This is a genomic window from Kitasatospora sp. NPDC059795 (assembly GCF_042732175.1).
Taxonomy (GTDB): Bacteria; Actinomycetota; Actinomycetes; order Streptomycetales; family Streptomycetaceae; genus Kitasatospora.
Genome location: NZ_JBHWID010000005.1, coordinates 54,029 through 71,628, shown reverse-complemented (window position 1 = coordinate 71,628; position 17,600 = coordinate 54,029). Strand labels below are relative to the sequence as shown.

At 74.7% G+C, this 17,600-nt stretch carries 15 protein-coding genes; 11 read left to right on the top strand and 4 right to left on the bottom strand.

All coding sequences use genetic code 11. From position 1 onward, the window contains the following. Positions 1–49: 49 nt before the first annotated feature. Together ACFV4P_RS12225 and ACFV4P_RS12220 are read right to left on the bottom strand one after the other, a co-directional pair. The gene (locus ACFV4P_RS12225; RefSeq protein WP_380470089.1) at positions 50–1,567 is read right to left on the bottom strand and encodes an HtaA domain-containing protein; all 1,518 of its coding nucleotides are present in this window, start codon (positions 1,565–1,567) and stop codon (positions 50–52) included. Positions 1,568–1,634: 67 nt separating this feature from the next. Beyond that, the gene (locus tag ACFV4P_RS12220) at positions 1,635–3,068 is read right to left on the bottom strand and encodes an HtaA domain-containing protein (protein ID WP_380470087.1); all 1,434 of its coding nucleotides are present in this window, start codon (positions 3,066–3,068) and stop codon (positions 1,635–1,637) included. A 159-nt stretch (positions 3,069–3,227) separates the two neighbouring features. Here ACFV4P_RS12220 and ACFV4P_RS12215 point away from each other — a divergent pair, with 159 nt between their 5' ends. Genes ACFV4P_RS12215 through ACFV4P_RS12205 form a run of 3 tightly spaced genes read left to right on the top strand, consistent with a single transcriptional unit; the run spans position 3,228 to position 6,156 of the window. Continuing rightward, a complete protein-coding gene (locus tag ACFV4P_RS12215) occupies positions 3,228–4,292 on the top strand; it encodes a hemin ABC transporter substrate-binding protein (protein WP_380470086.1) in 1,065 nt (354 codons plus the stop codon). After that, positions 4,289–5,374 carry a FecCD family ABC transporter permease gene (locus ACFV4P_RS12210; protein WP_380470084.1) on the top strand — a complete coding sequence of 362 codons (1,086 nt, stop codon included), beginning with the start codon at positions 4,289–4,291 and terminating at the stop codon, positions 5,372–5,374. Before ACFV4P_RS12215 ends, ACFV4P_RS12210 begins: the two co-directional genes overlap by 4 nt. Continuing rightward, a complete protein-coding gene (locus tag ACFV4P_RS12205; RefSeq protein WP_380470082.1) occupies positions 5,371–6,156 on the top strand; it encodes a heme ABC transporter ATP-binding protein in 786 nt (261 codons plus the stop codon). The genes ACFV4P_RS12210 and ACFV4P_RS12205 overlap by 4 nt, the downstream gene beginning before the upstream one ends. A 297-nt stretch (positions 6,157–6,453) precedes the next feature. Here the strand turns inward: ACFV4P_RS12205 and ACFV4P_RS12200 are convergent, their stop codons facing one another. Then, on the bottom strand, positions 6,454–7,173 hold the full coding sequence (locus ACFV4P_RS12200) for a TetR/AcrR family transcriptional regulator (protein WP_380470080.1): 720 nt from the start codon (positions 7,171–7,173) through the stop codon (positions 6,454–6,456). Positions 7,174–7,324: 151 nt separating this feature from the next. Between ACFV4P_RS12200 and ACFV4P_RS12195 the strand changes: the two genes are divergently transcribed. From ACFV4P_RS12195 to ACFV4P_RS12175, 5 genes are all read left to right on the top strand, one after another. Further along, positions 7,325–8,485 carry an FAD-dependent monooxygenase gene (locus tag ACFV4P_RS12195; RefSeq protein WP_380470078.1) on the top strand — a complete coding sequence of 387 codons (1,161 nt, stop codon included), beginning with the start codon at positions 7,325–7,327 and terminating at the stop codon, positions 8,483–8,485. A gap of 124 nt (positions 8,486–8,609) precedes the next feature. Next, a complete protein-coding gene (locus ACFV4P_RS12190) occupies positions 8,610–9,167 on the top strand; it encodes a GNAT family N-acetyltransferase (protein ID WP_380470076.1) in 558 nt (185 codons plus the stop codon). 157 nt (positions 9,168–9,324) lie between these two features. Beyond that, entirely contained in the window at positions 9,325–9,495 is a 171-nt protein-coding gene (locus tag ACFV4P_RS12185) for a hypothetical protein (protein ID WP_380470074.1), read from the top strand. 159 nt (positions 9,496–9,654) lie between these two features. Then, entirely contained in the window at positions 9,655–10,407 is a 753-nt protein-coding gene (locus tag ACFV4P_RS12180; RefSeq protein ID WP_380470072.1) for an ABC transporter ATP-binding protein, read from the top strand. Then, positions 10,404–12,215: a hypothetical protein gene (locus ACFV4P_RS12175; RefSeq protein ID WP_380470070.1), complete on the top strand. Its 1,812-nt coding sequence runs from the start codon at positions 10,404–10,406 to the stop codon at positions 12,213–12,215. The genes ACFV4P_RS12180 and ACFV4P_RS12175 overlap by 4 nt, the downstream gene beginning before the upstream one ends. A 58-nt stretch (positions 12,216–12,273) precedes the next feature. Here the strand turns inward: ACFV4P_RS12175 and ACFV4P_RS12170 are convergent, their stop codons facing one another. Continuing rightward, the gene (locus ACFV4P_RS12170) at positions 12,274–13,986 is read right to left on the bottom strand and encodes a PxKF domain-containing protein (RefSeq protein WP_380470068.1); all 1,713 of its coding nucleotides are present in this window, start codon (positions 13,984–13,986) and stop codon (positions 12,274–12,276) included. A gap of 280 nt (positions 13,987–14,266) precedes the next feature. Here ACFV4P_RS12170 and ACFV4P_RS12165 point away from each other — a divergent pair, with 280 nt between their 5' ends. The 3 genes from ACFV4P_RS12165 to ACFV4P_RS12155 form a co-directional block, all read left to right on the top strand. Next, the gene (locus ACFV4P_RS12165; RefSeq protein WP_380470066.1) at positions 14,267–14,947 is read left to right on the top strand and encodes an ArsR/SmtB family transcription factor; all 681 of its coding nucleotides are present in this window, start codon (positions 14,267–14,269) and stop codon (positions 14,945–14,947) included. Between the two features lie 355 nt (positions 14,948–15,302). Next, positions 15,303–15,686 (top strand): hypothetical protein, encoded by a 384-nt coding sequence (locus tag ACFV4P_RS12160; RefSeq protein ID WP_073816229.1) that lies wholly within the window; start codon positions 15,303–15,305, stop codon positions 15,684–15,686. A gap of 187 nt (positions 15,687–15,873) precedes the next feature. Then, positions 15,874–17,600, top strand: a 1,727-nt coding sequence (locus tag ACFV4P_RS12155) for a hypothetical protein (RefSeq protein ID WP_380470064.1), incomplete at its 3' end; no start/stop codon positions are given.

Sequence of the window (17,600 nt, the reverse complement as noted above, 5' to 3'; positions counted from 1 at the left end):
AGTAGGGGCCCGGGCGGGGGTTGGGGGCCGCCCGGGGCCGGTGGGGTGGTCAGTCGGTGGTGCGGCGGCGGACCAGGACGGTGGTGGCGCCGCCGAGGAGGACGAGGCCGGCGGCGGTGGCGAGGAGGGGGAGGGAGTTGCCGCCGCCGGTGAAGGCGAGTTCGCCGTCGGTGGTGGAGGAGGTGGTGAGGGTGGGGGTGGTGTCGGTCGTGGTGGTGCCCGAGGTGGGGGTCGAGGTGGGGGTGGGGAGGGTGGCGTTGCGGTCGAAGGCGAGGGTGACGGTGAGGGCGTCGAGGGTCTCGCCGGCCGGGTAGGTGCCGAAGGCGGGTGCGCCGGCGGCGGTGAGCCTGGCCGGGACCTGGCGGAGCGTCACCACACCGTCGACGGGCCTGAAGTCGGCCTTGGAGAGGTCGAGTTCGGCGAGGCGCACCCCGCTGAGGGCGACCGGCGCACCGCCGCCACGGGTGGCGGCCGCGACATCGGCGACCAGGTACGCGCCGGAGCCGTCCACCCGGATGCCCAGGCGGGAGAGCCGGGTGTCCAACTCGTAGTGGCCGTCGGCGGACTGGTGGCCGAGGAAGCGGACCGAGCCCGCGAAGTCGGCCGTCAGGGCGTGGGAGTCGGTGCGGTAGCTGCCGGTGGCCGATCCGAAGCGGTAGTCGCTCGCGCCGCCGTCGAACTGCACCTTGCCGGCCGCGATCGGACCGGTGACGTAGGTGCGGAAGCCCTCCTTGACGCCCCACTCCAAGCGGCCGTCGGCGATGGCGAGTTCGGTGCTGGGCGGGGTGGAGGGGGACGGGGAGGTGGAGGGAGAGGGGGACGGCGAAGTGGTGGGCCGGGTCGACGGCTCGGTGGTGGGCTGAGTGGAGGGTTCGGTGGTGGGTTCGGTGGTGGGCTGGGTGGAGGGTTCGGTGGTCGGGGTGGGCGAGGGGGAGGGGGATGCGGGGGACTGCTTCAGGAGGACGGACAGCGGGTCGAGTTCGGCGCCGGGCTGGTAGAAGCCGGCGAAGGCCTTGGCACCGGCCTCGGTGAGCTTGGCGGGGGTGGGGGTGCCGTTGGTGGTGTCGCGGGCGACGGTGAAGGTGGCCAGCGGGACGTCCTGGCGGAGCGTCGGGGCGGGGGCACCGACGGTCTCCTTGGAGGCGGTGTCGGCGGTGAGGGTGCCGGTGGTGCCGCTGGTGGTGATGCGCAGGTCGCTGAGGGCCACGTCGAGTGCGCCGCCGTGGGCGAGGAAGCGGACGCCGCCGTCGAAGGCCGCGTTCAGGGAGTGGGTCGTCGGGTCGTAGCCGGCGGAGGCCAGGTTGAAGTGGTAGGTGCCGTCCGTGTTGAGGGTTGCGCCGCCGGTCAGTTCGATGCTGCCGCCGCCCGCCGGGCCGGTGACGTAGGTGCGGAAGCTGGCCTTGACGCCCCAGTCGAGGGAGCCGGTGTCGTAGCTGACGGAGGTGGGCGCGCCGGCGCCGAAGGCGAGGCTCGGCAGGCCGAAGGCGGTCAGGCCGAGGCCGGTGGTGACGGCGGCGAGGGCGGCCAGACGGGTGCGGTTGCGGTGGGACGTGGCGGTGCGGGACATGGGTGATGGGCTCCTTGAGCAGGGGGGACGGGGGTGGTCAGGGGCGGCGCGGGGGAGACGCGGCGCGTCAGGTGCGGCGTCGGCGGCGGAGGGCGAATGCGATGGCGGCGGCCGCGAGGAGGGCGGTCGCGGTGAGGACGAGGGCGGCGGTGGGCCGGGAGGCGGTGGTGGCGGCGGCGATCGGGGCGCGGTCGGAGGAGGGGGAAGGGGTGGTGGGGCTGCCGAGGTCGGGGAGCGGAGGGAGGGCGGCCGACGGGTCGAGGGCGACGGCGAAGGTGAGCGGGTCGAGTTCGGTGCCCGCCGGGTAGAGCGAGCCGAAGGCCTGGGCGCCGGAGGCGGTGAGGGTCAGGGGGAGGTCGGTGGCGGTGAGCAGGCCGTTCCCGGTCTTGAGCTCGGTCGCGGGGAAGGTCGCGAGCTCGGTGGCGGGGGCGTTGCGGGTGGAGCCGTCGGGGGTGCGGCCGTTGACGTCGGCGAGCAGGCGGCCCTGACCGCCCGTCACGGACAGGCGCGGGTTGGCGAACGTCAGGTCGAGGCCGAGGGTGTCGCCCTGGCGCAGGCCGGTGAAGTGGACGGCGCCGGTGAACGAGGCGTCCAGGGCACCGGCGGACGCGTCCCAGGTGCCGTGGGCGGGCGTCCAGCGGAAGAACGCCCCGCCGTCCGCCGCGCCGTCGGCCGGCTGCCAACTCCCTTGGGCGATCGAGCCGGTGACGTAGTCGCGGAAGGTCCGGCGGACGCCCCAGTCGAGGGCGCCGTTGGTGAAGGAGGCGGGGGCCGAGGTCGAGGGCGCGGAGGAGGGTGCGGCGGCGGAGGAGGACTCGGAGGGGGAGGGCGCGGGCGCGGAGGGCGCGGGCGTCGGGGCGGACTTGAGGGTGACGGAGAAGGTGAGCGGGTCGAGGGCCGTCCCGGCGGTGTAGAAGCCGCCGAACGCGGCCGCTCCGGCGGAGGTGAGGGTGGCGGGCACCCGGCTGAGCGTGACGGTGCCGGACGCGCCCTTCAGCGAGACGCCGGAGAGCGAGAGGTCGGCCAGCCGGGACTGGGCGGTGGACGAGGTGCTGCCGGTCTGGCGGGACTTGGAGCTGACGTCGGCGTACAGCGCGGCGCCGCCGTCGGGGTCGGCCTTGACGGTGAGGCGGGAGATGCTCAGGTCGAGCGCGTTGCCGCCGTTCTCCTGATGGCCGGTGAAGCGGACGCCGCCCTGGAACGCGGCGGACAGCCGGCCGGTCTCCGGGTCGTAGCTGCCGGTCGCGGAGTGGAAGCGGAACACCGAGCCGCCGACCGTGGACGCGCCGCCGCTCAGGGCCCACTTGCCGTTCGCCACCGGGCCGGTGACGTACGTCAGGAAGCTCGCCTTGATTCCCCAGTCCAACCGTCCGCCGGAGACCGCCGGGTCGGCCGCGACGGCCCGGCCGGGGAGACAGAGCAGGGTCAGCAGTACGGCCAACGGCAGGGTGAGGGCGGCGCGGAGGCGGGCCGGAGCTGGGGGCCGTCCGGGGACGGGCATGGCGGATCACTCCTCGGGGAGGGGGAAGCGGCAGGGGCGCGGGGACAGCCCGCTTGCCGAGGTGAGGTAAGGCTAACCTAATATATGGGTCATGCGTTCCGCCCACGACCCGCACGGTCGGCCTCGACGGGACGTCAACGCACCCAGAAAGGCCCGACGTTGAGCAGTCCCCGCGGCCCCCGCAGCCCTCGCAGCCCACACCGTCCACGCGCTCCTCGCACCCGCCTGCGCGCCCGCGCCGGAGCCGCCCTCGGGGGGCTCCTGCTGCTGCTCGGCGCGAGCGCCTGCGCCACCGGCGAGCCCGCCGCCGCGCCGACGGCGGCCGGCGGCGCCGCGAGCCCGGACCGGATCGAGGCGCTGCCGGGGACGCCGACGCCCCGACTGCCCGTCACCGTGCCGTCCGCCGACGGGCGACAGGTCACGGTCGACAGCGTCGAGCGGATCATTCCGCTGAGCGGGAGCCTCGCCGAGCTGGTCTTCAGTCTCGGACTCGGCCCGCACGCGGTGGCCCGCGACGTGTCCACCACCTTCGAACAGGCCGCGCAGCTGCCCGTGATCACCCAGGCGCACGAGGTCTCCGCCGAGGGCGTGCTCTCGCTGCGCCCCACCGTGGTGCTCGCCGACCGCAGCACCGGCCCGGCCGAGGCGGTGCAGCAGATCCGGGCCGCCGGCGTCCCGCTGATCGTGGTGGACGACGCGAAGCAGCTCGCCGACATCGGCGCCCGGATCGACCGGGTCGCCGCCGCCCTCGGCGTCCCCGAGGCGGGCGCCGAGCTCAAGTCCCGTACGGAGCAGCAGATTTCGGAGGTGCGGTCGGGGATTCCGGCCGCCGCGAAGCGCCCCAGGGTGGCATTCCTCTACCTGCGCGGCAGCGCCTCGGTGTTCCTGCTGGGCGGCCCGGACTCCGGCGCGCCCTCGCTGATCGAGGCCGCCGGCGGCGAGGACGCCGGAACGGCCGCCGGGCTGACCGGCGACTTCACCCCGCTGACCAGCGAAGCCCTGGTCAAGGCCGCGCCCGACGCGATCCTGGTGATGAGCAAGGGCCTCGACTCCGTCGGCGGCGTCGACGGACTGCTCGACCTCGCGGGCGTCGCCCAGACCCCCGCCGGACTCGACCGCCGGATCGTCTCCGTGGACGACGGACGGCTGCTGTCCTACGGACCGCGCACCCCGCAGGTGCTGCGCGAGCTCGCCGCCGGACTGCACCGGGACGGCGCCCGGTGACCACCACCGTCGTGAAACCCGAAGAGACGTCGACCGGCAAGACGGGCAGGGCGGTTCGCGACCGGCGGCCGTTGCTGCTGGCCGCCCTCGGCGTCGCCCTGCTGGCCTGCGCGCTGCTCGCCGCCGGCACCGGCGCGTACCGGATCCCGCTCGGCGACATCCTCGCCTCGCTCGCGCACCGCGCCCACCTCGGCGGCCACCCGCTGGAACGCGTCCCCGAGTCGGTGCTGTGGAACGTCCGGCTGCCCCGGGTGGTGCTCGCCCTGCTGGTCGGCGCGGCGCTGGGCTGCGCCGGGGCGCTGATGCAGGGCGTGTTCGGCAACCCGCTGGCCGAGCCCGCCGTGATCGGCGTCTCCTCCGGCGGCGCGGTCGGCGCCGTCGCCTGCATCGTGCTCGGCCTGGACGCCCTCGGCAGCTGGACCGTCACCGCCGCCGCGTTCGCCTCCGGACTGCTCACCGTCGGCGCCGTCTACGCCATGTCGCGCAGCGGCGGCCGCACCGAGGTGGTGACGCTGCTGCTCACCGGCGTCGCCGTGAACGCGTTCTGCGGCGCGCTGATCGGCCTGCTGCTGTTCACCGCCGACACCGCCGCGATCAGCCAGGTGACGTTCTGGCAGCTCGGCTCGCTCTCGCAGGCCGGCTGGAGCAAGGTGCTGGCCGTGCTGCCGTTCGCCGCGCTCGGACTCGCCGTCGCCCCCCGCTACGCCCGCCGCCTCGACCTGCTCGCCCTCGGCGAGCGGCCGGCCCGGCACCTGGGCGTGGACGTCGAACGGATGCGGATCGTCCTGATCACCGTGGTCGCGCTGCTGACCGCCGCCGCCGTCGCCGTCAGCGGCATCATCGGGTTCGTCGGCCTGGTCGTCCCGCACCTGCTGCGGATGCTCGCCGGGCCGGGCCACCGGTTCCTGCTGCCCGCCTCCGCCGTCGGCGGCGCACTGGTGCTGGTCGCCGGCGACCTGGCCGCCCGCACCCTCGCCGCACCCGCCGAACTCCCGCTCGGCGTCCTCACCGCACTCATCGGCAGCCCGTTCTTCTTCTGGCTGCTGCGCCGCACCCGACGCCGCCAGGGAGGCTGGGCATGACGGAACTCCTGCACGCGGACGCGGTCGGCTGCACCGTCGGCGGCCGGCCGCTGCTCGCCGACGTCCGGCTGACGGTGCGCCGGGGCGAGATCCTCGCGCTGCTCGGCCCGAACGGCGCGGGCAAGTCGACCCTGCTGTCGGTGCTGGCCGGCGACCGGCGACCCACCGACGGCCGGGTGCGGCTGGACGGGCGGCCGCTCGCGGCCTACCGGCCCGCCGAACTCGCCCGGCTGCGCGCCCTGTTGCCGCAGCACCACGAGGTGTCGTTCCCGTTCGCGGCCGGGGAGGTGGTCCGGATGGGCCGCGCGCCCTGGGCCGGCACCCCCCGGGCGGGCGAGGACGAGCAGGAGGTGGCCCGCGCGATGGCCGCCACCGACTGCGCGCACCTGGCGGCCCGGCCGTTCACGGCGCTCTCCGGCGGCGAACGGGCCCGGGTCGCGCTGGCCCGGATCCTCGCCCAGGACACCCCGCTGCTGCTGCTCGACGAACCCACCGCCGCCCTCGACCTGCGCCACCAGGAACTCGTCCTGCGGATCGCCCGGGAGCGCGCGGAAGCAGGACGGGGCGTGATCGTGGTGCTGCACGACCTCACGCTGGCCGCCGCGCACGCCGACCGGATCGCCCTGCTCGACGCCGGCCGCACCGTCGCCGTCGGCCCGACCGGCGAAGTCCTGGACGCCGCACTGCTCAGCCGGGTCTACCGGCACCCCGTCGAAGTACTGGCGCACCCGCACGGGGGCGCGCCCATCGTGCTGCCCGAGCGCCCCCGCGAAGCAGATTGACGGATCGTCGGCCCGGGAAGATCCACAGCCGGGGGACGACCGACCGGGAGAGATCCGGACCGCGACGCGGTCCGGGCGGGTGATCCCACGTCGGCGCCCACATGGCCGCGCCCGGCACGGGAACGGCCACCAGCAGGAACCGGACCACCCGGAGGCACCGCATGCACCTGACCATGGTTCTGCTGCTCACCCCCCTCGTGCTGGCCGGCGCCGTGAGCGCCACCCGCACCCCCGCCCGGCGCGGCCGCCATCGCGCCGGGCCGCGCCGTCCGGCCCCGTGAAACGTCGGTAGGTCGGTCAATCCGCCCGGTTGTCGAGGGGCTTCCGGCGGTCGATCAGGGCGGCCAGGCCGTCCAGGATCCGTTCGACGCCGAAGTCGAAGGCGTTGTCGCGGCCCTCGCCCGGCTCGGCCATGGCGGCGGCGAGGGCCGGGTAGCGCTCCGCGTGGGACGCCACCAACCCGCCGAGCGCGCGCAGCATCTCCGCCTCCGGCGAACCCTCCCGGGACTGCCGCTGCTGCGCGGCGATCGTCCGCACGTGGCCGACCAGCAGCACGGCGGCGTCCATCCGCTCGGCGCCGCTCAGCCCGTGGCCGTCCAGCGCCGCCACCACCCGCTCCAGCCAGGCCAGTTCGCGCGGGCCGGTGAGCCGCGGGCCGCCGGACAGCGCGTCCAGCACCCAGGGGTGGGCGGCGAACAGCGCGGCCATCCGGTGCGCCCAGTCGGTGAGTTGGTCCCGCCACGGGGACGCGCTCGGCGGCGGGGGCTCGCCGACCGTGTGCTCGACCATCAGGGCGATCAGCTCGGCCTTGCCCGGCACGTACCGGTACAGCGACATCTTGGTGTACGCCAGCAGCCCCGCCACCCGCTGCATCGACACCGCCGCCAGGCCCTCGGCGTCCGCGATCTCGACCCCGGCCCGGGCGATCGACTCCAGGGTGAGGGCCGGCTTCGGCCCCCGGGTCGGCCGCGCCGGGGGACCCCACAGCAGCCGTACCGCCGCGTCCTGTTCGTTCACTGGCCCTCCCTGGTGCCGGGCCGGGACCGCCTTGCGTCCGGCCGGAAACTGTGTCTACGGTACACAGCAGCAAACAGTGTCCGCGAGACACATTTTCTGTTCCGGGCCCGGGGAGGGCCCGTTGGACTCTGCTCTCCGAGGGGGAAACACCGTGCAGATCCTGATCTCCGGCGCCGGTATCGGCGGCCCGGCGCTCGCCCACTGGCTCGGCCGGTACGGCCACCGCCCCACCGTGGTCGAACTCGCACCCGCGCTGCGGCCCGGCGGCCAGGCCGTCGACTTCCGCGGCCCCACCCACCTGACGGTGCTCGAACGCATGGGCCTGCTGGACGAGCTGCGCGCGCTCGACACCGGCGGCAGCCCGATGACCTTCACCGACCGCCACGGCCGCGTCCGGCTCCGGCTGCCCGCCGACTTCGCCGGCGGCGAGATCGAGATCCCGCGCGGCGAACTCGCCCAACTCCTGTACCGGCACAGCGAATCCACCACCGAGTACCTGTTCGGGGACACCGTCACCGCGCTCCAGCAGGACGACCGCGGCGTCCGCGCCGCCTTCCGCTACGGCCCCGAACGCCGCTTCGACCTGGTGATCGGCGCCGACGGACTGCACTCCCGGATCCGCGCCCTCGCCTTCGGCCCCGAGAAGGACTACGTCCGCCACCTCGGCTACTACGCCGCCACCTGGCAGTTCCCCAACCGGCTCGGCCTGCCCGCCGGCAGTACCGGCGTCAACACCCCCGGCCGGCTCGCCGCGGCCGGGGCAAACCCCCGCGATCCGGACCGTGCAGGAGCGTTTCTGCTGTTCGCCTCGCCGCCGGTCGACCACGACCGGCGCGACACCGACGCCCTCAAGTCCCTGCTGCAGCAACGTTTCGCCGACCTCGGCCGCCCTGTCCCGCACCTGCTGGAGACCCTCCGCGACGCCGACGACCTCTACTTCGACTCGATCAGCCGCGCCGACGTGCCCAGCTGGTCCCACGGGCGGATCGCGCTGCTCGGCGACGCCGCCTGCGGCGCCACCATCGGCGGCATGGGCACCGGCACCGCACTGGTCGCCGCCTACGTCCTCGCCACCGAACTCGCCCGCGCCGACGGCGACCACCGCACCGCGTTCGCCCGCTACGAGCGGACGGTGCGCCCCTGGGCCGAACGCTGCCAGCGCGGCGGCGACCGCACCGGCCCGTTCCTCGCCCCGCGCACCGCCGTCGGACTGCGGGCCCGCAACGCCCTGCTAAGCAACGGGCGGATCCTGCGGCGGATGCTCGAACTCGGCAAGGACGTCGCCACCTTGGAACTGCCCGAGCCGGTGTGAGCCGGCTGGCGGTGTGAGGCGGTGTGAGGCGTGTGAGGCGGTGCGGGCCGGTGTGAGGCGGTGCGGGGCGGCCGGCGGTGAAAAGTGGTTGCCCGCGTTCCCGCAGCTCAGCGAGGATCGGACGATGAACCACGTGATACGAGCCACCACCGCCTCGGACTGGCAGCGCACCAAGGGACTGCGCCTGGACGCGCTGCGCGACCCGGTCGCGAACATCGCCTTCCTGGACACCTACGAGGCCGCGTCCGCGCAGCCGGACGAGCACTGGCAGGGGCGCGCGGCCGGTGCCCGCGGCGACATGATCTCCCAGCAGTTCGTCGCCGAGCGGCCGGACGGGAGCCTGGACGGGTCGGTGACGGTGCTGATCGAGCGGGCCGGCCGCCAGGACGTCTTCGGCGGGCCGGCCCTCGTCGACCAGGCCCACCTGGTCGGCGTGTTCGTCCGCCCCGAACAGCGCGGCACCGGCCTGGCGCGCGAGCTGTTCGACGCGGCGATCGCGTTCGCCCGGCAGCTCGACGAGCCCTCGGTCGCGCGGGTGCGGCTGTTCGTGCACCAGGACAACGCGCGCGCCGAGGCGTTCTACCGGCGGATCGGGTTCGCCCGCAGCGGCCTGTCCGTGCCCATGCCGGGGGACGAGGCCTCGGTGGAGCACGAGATGGTGCTGGGCGGGCCTGCGGTCTGACGGCCTGCCGGTACGGTCATCGGCCCACCGGTGCCGGTGCCTGGGTCTGGGTCTGGGTCTGGGCCTGGGCCTGGGCCTGGGCCGGTGCCTGTACGCGGGCCGCGCCGAGGGACGCGCGGAGGCACCGGCCGGAGCGGGCACCGTCTTCAACGCCGCCATGACGGCCTACCGCACCTGGCCGCAGACCATGCCGCCGCTGTTCGCGTCGATCCTCGCCGCGATCGAGGTGAGCCACCTGTTCGACCGCCCCTTCCTGGTGGACGACAGCGACCTCCGCGACACCTTCGGCCTCACCTCCTCGACGCTGCGCGAAGCGCCGGCGGAGTGAGACCTCGGCCCTCGGGGGCGGGCGGGCTGCGCATGCCCCGAGGGCCGGGTGGACTCGCCTCGCCCGCACCGGCGTTCGGTCGGACCGGGAGGGGCGGAAAACCGTGCGCGGGCAGCGGGCGATACTTGGTCGACCAATCCGTCGAGAGGCGCCGTCCACATGGCCAAGAAATCCGCCGCACCCCGTGCCGGCGCCCGTCCAGCGTTGCTGAAACTGACCGGGGTGAGCCGCGCGTACGGCGGCCGGGAAGTGCTCCACCCCGTCGGTCTCGAACTGGCGGCCGGTGAATGCGTGGCGCTGCTCGGGCACAACGGATCCGGGAAGTCCACCCTGCTGCGCATCGCGGCCGGCCGCGACCTGCCGACCACCGGAACCGTTCGCTTCGACGGTCTGCCGATGAACGAGAACGACCCGCGGATCCGCGCCCGGGTCGCGGTCGTCGGTGACACGGTCGCCTGCTACCCCGACCTGACCGTGCGCGAGCACCTGCTGCTGGTCGCCGTCGCGCACGGCGTCGCCGACGCCGCCGACTGGGTCGCACAGGTGCTGGAGAACCGTTCCCTCACCGAACGGGCCGACGCGCTGCCGTCCGCCCTCTCCTCCGGACAGATGCAGGCCCTGCTGCTGGCCTGCGCCCTCGTCCGGCCCCGGGACCTGCTGCTGCTCGACGAGCCCGAGCAGCGCCTCGACCCGGACGCGCGCCGGCGGCTCGCCGAACTCCTGACGGCGGAACTCGCCGACGGGGTCGCGGTGCTGCTGGTCACCCACCACACCGACCTCGCACGGGAGGTCGCCGACCGGGTGGTGGTCCTGGAGGAGGGACGGATCGTCCGGCAGGGCGCACCCGCCGCCGTCCTCGGCGCCGACGGCACCGGCACGGCCGGTCGCGCCGCCTCGGCGGGCGCCCGATGAGCCGCCCCGAGGCCGCGGCGACGGACAGGGTGGCGGCGACGGACGAGGCCGCGGCGACGGACGAGGTCTCCGCGACGGGCGAGGCCGAGAACGACGACCGGGGCGGGGACGACGCGCGGGCCGGCGGCGACGAGTGGGATGGGGGTGCGACCGCCGCGGAGTGGACCGAGGACGACGACTGGACCGACGAGGCACTGGCGGTCCTGCGCGCCCTGCGCGCACCGCACCGGCGCAACCGGGCCAAGCAGGTCGGGTTCGCGCTCTACTGCACCGTGCTCATCCTGGTGATGTGGGGCGGTCTCCCCAGCCTCGGCCTCTTCGTCCACGCCTCGGAGGGCGCCGACTACACCGGCCACGGCCCCGACCTGCTGGCCGCCATGCCCAGCGGCATCGCCGCCGTCGGACTCGCCACCCTGCTGCTGGCCGTCCGCGACGGACTGTGGCGCGGGCCCGTCCTGCCGCCCCGGGCCACCACCGACTGGCTGCTCGCGCACCCCGTCCGGCCCCGCCCGGTGCTGCGCCCGTGGTTCTGGCTCTCCTGCGGACTGGCCGCCTTCCCCGGACTGGTGATCGCCGTCGGCGGCATGGTCGCGCTCGGCCTGACCGCGCGCGTCGGCCTGCCCGCCGCCCTCGGCTGGTGCCTGGTCGGCGGACTCTGCCTGCCCCTGCTGGGCGTCTGCGCCGGACTGCTGGTGCAGAGCAGCCCGTCGGCCGCCCGCTGGGCACGCAGGCTGACCCCGTACGCGACCCTGCTGATCCTGGCGCTCGCGGCGCAGAGCGCGCTGGCCGTCGCCGGCCACCCCGTCCACTGGCTGGAGCAGGCGGAGCTGTGGTCGGGCCCGTGGGGTTGGGCGGGACTCGCCGCGCTCGGCCCGACGCCCGCCGCGGTCCCCGGGGCCGCGCCCGCCGCCGCGCTGCTGGTGGTGGCCACCGCGGCCTCCCTGGTGCTCGCCGACCGGGCCGCCGGCACCCTGCCGCTGCCCCTGCTGCGCGAGCGCGCCCGGGCGGCGGCCGGCGTGCTGGCCGCGCTGCGGACCGTCGAACTGCGCGCCGCCCGGCTGGCCGTGAGCGGCGCGTCCGGCAACGGCCGACAGCTCCGGTTCCGGCTGCCCGCGCCCCGGCAGGCCTGGCTGATCCTGTACTGGCGGGACGCCCTCGCCCTGCTCCGCACGCCCGCCCGGCTCGGGCGCGCGGTGCTGCTGACCGTGCCGGCCGTGCTCTGCGCGGTCCTCGCGCACGGCACCGGCGGCGTGCTGTCCTGGGCCGTGACCGTGGTCGCGCTGGCCTTCGACTACCTGGCGGTCGCCCAACTGCTGGAACCCGCCCGGATCGAGACCGACGACGTGCGCCGGGCGTCCTGGTCCCCGTACCCGTTCGCCGGCCTGATGCAGCGCCACGCGGTGGTGCCCACCCTGCTCGGCCTCGTGCTGGCGGTGGCCGGGTCGGCCGTGACGCTGTTGCTCGGCGGCGGGCCGGCGGCCTGGCTGGCGCCCATCGCCGTCCCGCCCCTGGTCGCGGCCGCACTGGTGAACGCCTGCCGCGGCGCGGCCCGCCGGGACCTGCTGTACCGCCCGCAGCCGTCCGGGGGCACCGGTGTCGCGTTCTTCGCCGCCTGGTACGCGGCCGGTCCGGCGGTCGCCGTCCCGGTGCTGGCCCTGTCGTTCTCGGCGGCGCTGCGCGGCGGGTCGGCGAGCGCCCTGGTCCAGGCCTCGGTCATCGCCCTGACGATGGCCGCCGTCCTGTTCCAGTGGGCGTCGGCGAGGGCGGGCCGGCTCCCCGCGCAGGCCCGGCCCGCCGCGGCAGGGTAGGCGGGGACAGGGCCGGGCGGCGAGGAGGGTCCGGCCCGCCGCCCGGCCCCGGCCTCGGCTAGCTGAAGCGGAACAGCGCGGTGTGCAGGGTGCCGTCGTTCAGGCCGAGGGTGAACAGCCGGCAGCTGCCGGCGTAGGCCCGATCGGTCTTCCAGACGTAGCTGTACGTGTCGGCGGCCCGGTCGTACCGCAGCCCGCCGTCCGTGGCGGCGGTGGGCACGGGCGGGCCGAGCGGTGCGCCGGTGGTGCAGTCGACGCGCGTGGCGGTCGGATAGTCGCGGGAGACGACGTCCGGGCCGCGGTCGCCGCCCAGGCCGAACTTGATCGGGACCGCCCGGCCGGCGTTCATCCGGTTGACGGCGGGCGGGTCGGCGACCGGCGGCCGGAAGCCGCTGAACGGATACGCGTAGGTGTATCGGCCGGCGGTGCTGACGGGGCTGGTGCCCGCCGGGGTGGTCACCGTGACGTTCACCGCCCCGCCGGGCCGCGCCGGTGCGGTCGCCCTGAGGGTGGAGTCGTTGACGACTGTGACGCCGGTAGCCGGCGTGTCGCCGAACATGACCGCCCCGGCGCCGGCCAGGTGGGCGCCGACGATCGTGACGCTGTTGCCGCCCGCGTCGGGCCCGTGGCCGGCCCGAACCCCGGTCACGGTGGGCGCGACGGTGGCGACGGCCAGGCCGTACGGGGAGCTGCCGGTGTCGACCGTACGGGTGACGTTGCGGGTGGCGGTGTCGATCACCGACAGGGTGCCCGCGCGGCTGTTGGCCACGTACGCGGCGCCACCGGCCGGGTCGACCAGCACGCCGACGGGGGTGGCGCCGACCGCGACCGTGTCGCTGACGCCGCCGGTCCCGGTGTCGATCACCGAGACGGTGTCCTCGTTCTGGTTCGCCACGTAGGCGTGGGCGCCGTCCGGGGTGATCGACACGCCCCCAGGACCGACCCCGACGGGGACGACGCCGGTGATCTCGTTACCGGCGGTGTCGATCACCGAGACGTTGTCGCTGGCGAAGTTCGCGACGTACACCCGGCCGCCGTCGGGCGAGACCGCCACGGCGGCGGGCATCCGGGCCCGGCTGTCGACGATCGTCTCGGTCAGGCTGTTGGTGGCGGTGTCGATCACCGAGACCGAGCCGCCGATCAGGTTCGCCACGTACGCGTGCGCCCCATCGGGGGCCACGGCGATGCCGAACGGCTGGCTGCCGACCGCCACGGTCGTGATGACCGTCCGGGTCGCGGTGTCGATGACATCGACGCCGCCGGCCCGCGCGCTGACGTAGTGCCCGACGTACGCGTGCGTCCCGTCCGGGGAGAACGAGACCGGTCCGGGCAGCCGGCCGACCGCGATCGTCGAGCCGACCGTGCCGGTGGCGGTGTCGATCACGGACACCGTGCCGCTGCCGTTGTTGACGACGTACGCCTCGCTGCCGTCCGGGGAGACCGCCACCGCCTGCGGGTACGTGCCGACCGGAATGGTCGCGACGGCCGAGGCGGTCGACGGGTCGTAGGCGGTGACCGAGTTCGCGCGCGAGTTGGCGATGTAGACCAGCCGGTGCGCGGAGGCCCTGCCGGGTGAGGGGGCCTCGCCGACCTCGCCGGCCGCGTGCGCCGAGGACACGGGCACGACCACGCCGAGGGCTCCGAGCGCGCCGGCCACCGAGACGGCCACCGACACGGCCACCGACACGGCCACCGGGACGACCGCCGCTCGGTGTCGCAGCCTTCGAAGGCGGCCCGGCGATCCGGCCCGTCCGCTGGGGAGCGCTGTCATGTGACTCCACCTCTCTGTCCGGTGCACCGACCGGGGATCCGCCCGGCGAAGCGACGCGGGGGTTGTGGGGGTGTGGGGGTGCAGGGGTGCAGGGGGGAGCCCTCGGGAGAAGCCTGGCGCACCGGGGCGTGCCGCACCAGGGCGCACGGCCCGGCTCAACTGGCCTTTTGTCAGCGGGTGTTGACGATTCCTCGGCACTTCTTCCGCTGCTTCGGCCGGGGGGCTGCGCGGTGGCGGAGTACCCTTATTCCATAGAATTGCCGAGAAAGGGGTCGCAGCCATGGCGGACCGGGCCGCGAAGACCGAGCTCTACGAGGCGTTCGCCGCCACCGGCAAGGCCCTCTCCAGCGGCAAACGACTCGAACTGCTCGACCTGCTGGCCCAGGGCGAACGCACCGTCGACGCGCTCGCCAGAGCCGCCGGACTCAACCTCACCACCGCCTCCGCGCACCTCCAGACCCTGAAGCAGACCGGACTGGTCGCCACCCGCCGCGAGGGCGTCCGCATCCACTACCGCCTCGCCGGCGAGGACGTCGCCCAACTCCTCGACCTGCTGCGCCGCGTCGCCGAACGCCACCAGGCCGCCGTCGCCCCCGCCCGGACCGCCTACCTCGGCCCCGAAGCCCGCGACGAGCCCGACGCCGTCCGCCGCGAGGACCTGCTGACCCGGATCGCCGCCGGCCGCGCCGTCGCCCTCGACGTCCGTCCCGCCGAGGAGTACGCCGCCGGGCACATCCCCGGCGCACTCTCCATCCCCGTCGAGGAACTCGCCGAACGGATCGGCGAACTCCCCGAGGACGCCGAGGTCGTCGTCTACTGCCGCGGCGCGTACTGCGCCCTCGCCTACGACGCCGTCCGGCTGCTCACCGCGCGAGGGCGGCGGGCGATCCGGTTGGACGACGGGATGCTGGAGTGGCGGCTCGCGGATCTGCCGGTGGACGCGGGCGGGGCGGCGGCCTGACTTGCCCGCGTGTGCGGCCGGTGGCGGTGATGTGAAGGCCCTGTGGGGTGGCGGTGGGCCTTCCGGGTCCGGTACCGGTGGGGCCGGTGGGGCACTTCGTCGGCGGAGCGCCTTTGCGGATCAAGGCCTGTGGAGCTCGGGCGGGCGATCCGGGCCGGTGCGGGTCAACTGCACGGCGGTGGAGGTGTGGTGACAAGCTTTTGCGACGTTGGTGGGCGGCATGGCTTGGCAATGGTTCCGGCCCTATGATGCAGGGACCAAAATTGGACCCGCCGCCGTCGGAACCGACCCGGGGGTCCCGAACTCACGGGGTCAGCAGTGCGAGCGGCCCCGGTGGTCCGAGTCGGGGGCGGGCATGTCTCAGCAGATCGTGGTCGATTCGCAGAACCTGCGGGCCGAGGGCCGGAACATGGCCGCCGTCGGGCAGGACTTCCTCTCCGCCCTCGGCACCCTCTCCGGCCGACTCGAAGCCCTCGAACAGGGCGACACGCCGCCCTGGGGCGACGACGACCTCGGCGAGAAGTTCGGCATCGTCTACGAGGGCCTGCGTGACGGCATGAAGGAGTCGATGGAGTCCCTCGGCACCCGGATCGGCGAGATCGGCGACAAGCTGCAGAACATGGCGGCCAGTCACGAGTCCAACGAGGCCGACACCGAGGACACCCTCCACACTATGGAGGCCCGCGCGGACGAACTCGGCGGCGGGATCCAGTCGTTGCAGCGGCCGCGGGTCTACTGACGGTTTTTTGGGCGCCGGGCTTCCGGGAGTCCGGTATTCGGGCCCCGGGGGCTGGCGAGGTCGGCCCTTTCCCTGTGCCGTCGGGGTGAATTGACGGTCTGTTGGTCCGTCCGCTTGTTGGTCCGCTTGTCGGTCCGTTTGTTGGTCCGTTTGTTCGTTTCCCGTGAGGCGCAGGGGGTTTGGCGAAGTGTCGCTGATGTTGCCGGACAGTGTCGAGTGGGTCCTGGAGATGCTCGGCTTCGACTGGCCGACCGCGGACGAGGACAAACTCCGGGAGTCCGCGCAGGTCTGGCGGGACTTCGCCGACCAGGTCGAGGAGATCCACTACCGGGGCGCGACCGCCGCCAACAGCGTGCTGTCCAGCAACTCCGGCGACAGCATCGACGCCTTCGGCAAGACCTGGGAGAAGTTCTCCGGCGGCGGTTCGGACGGCTACTTCGCCGACGCGGCGATGGCCTCCCGACTGATCGCCGCGGCGTTCGACGCTGCCGCCGTCATCGTGATCACCTGCAAGGTGGCGGTGATCGCCCAATTGGTGGCGCTGGCGGTCGAGTTGATCGCCGCGCAGGCTGCCGCGCCGTTCACCCTCGGCCTGTCGGAGCTGGGTGCGGCCGGGGCGACGGCGGCGACGAAGATGATTGTTCGTCGCTTGTTGAAGGAGCTTCGTAAGGCGCTGATGGAAGCGATCATGGAGACCCTGAAGGAGCCCGCCGTCTCGGCGATCCAGGGCATGATCAGCGACCTGATCGCGCAGACCGTCAACCAGGGCTTCGGCGCGCAGAACGGCTACGACCTGGGGCGCACGGGCAAGCGCGGACTCGACGACTTTAAGGAGTCCGTCAAGAACTCCGGCCAGACCTTCACCGAGTCCCTCCGCGACGGCCTCGGCTCGCGCGCCGGCGGCCACGTCCGCAGCGGCATCGACCACGCGGCCGGGCGCGGCGACTCCTCGTCGGGCGGCGAGCACGACGGGGCGAGGAGCGGGGGAGGGGAGTCTTCGGGCACCGGGGCCGCCTCCGGGTCCGGGGTTGGGTCCGGCTCCGGGGTTGGGGCGGGTTCGGGGTCGGGGTCGTCGGCCGGGCATGGCGATGGGGCCGGGGCGAGTGTCGGCACGGGTGGCGGCGGGTCGGTGCCGTCCGGTGGCGGGCACACGAACTCGTCTTCCGGGGGCGGGAGTTCGTCCACCGGTGGGCCCTCGCAGCACGGAAATGGCGGGAGCGGCCCGACGATCAGTTCGTCCGGTTCGGACGGCGCGAGCGGCGCGAGCGGTACGAACGGTTCGACGGGGAGCGGTCACGAGCAGTCGGCACCGGCCCGACCGCCGCGCGACAACAGTCCGGCGCTCGACCCCTTCGGCACCCGGATCGGCGCCGACCACCAGCCCCCCGCCCACGACACGAGCGCCGGATCGTCCACCCCGTCGCACGACGGCCCCACGCGGACGGGCGCGGACGGTGTGAACTCGCCCGGCCACGACGGCCGTTCGGGAGCGCCGACGCCGACGCACGACGGTCCGACGCGGACCGGTGCGGACGGTGCGGGTCAGAGCGGCGCTGACGCGGGTCGGCCGACGGGGCATGACGGCGCGCCGCATCGGCCGGATGCTGATGCGGGTCGGCCTGCGGGTCACGAGGGTGCGCCGCGCCCGGGTGCTGATGGTGGCCGTCCGGCCGGGCATGACGGTGCGCCGCACACGGGCGCTGATGCGGGTCGGCCGGCAGGGCATGACGGTTCGTCGCACACGGCTGGGCCTGATGCGAGTCGGCCGGCGGGTCATGAGGGTGCGTCGCACACAGGTGCTGATGGTGGGCGTCCGGCTGGGCATGACGGTTCGTCGCACACGGCTGGGCCTGATGCGAGTCGGCCGGCGGGTCATGAGGGTGCGTCGCACACAGGTGCTGATGGTGGGCGTCC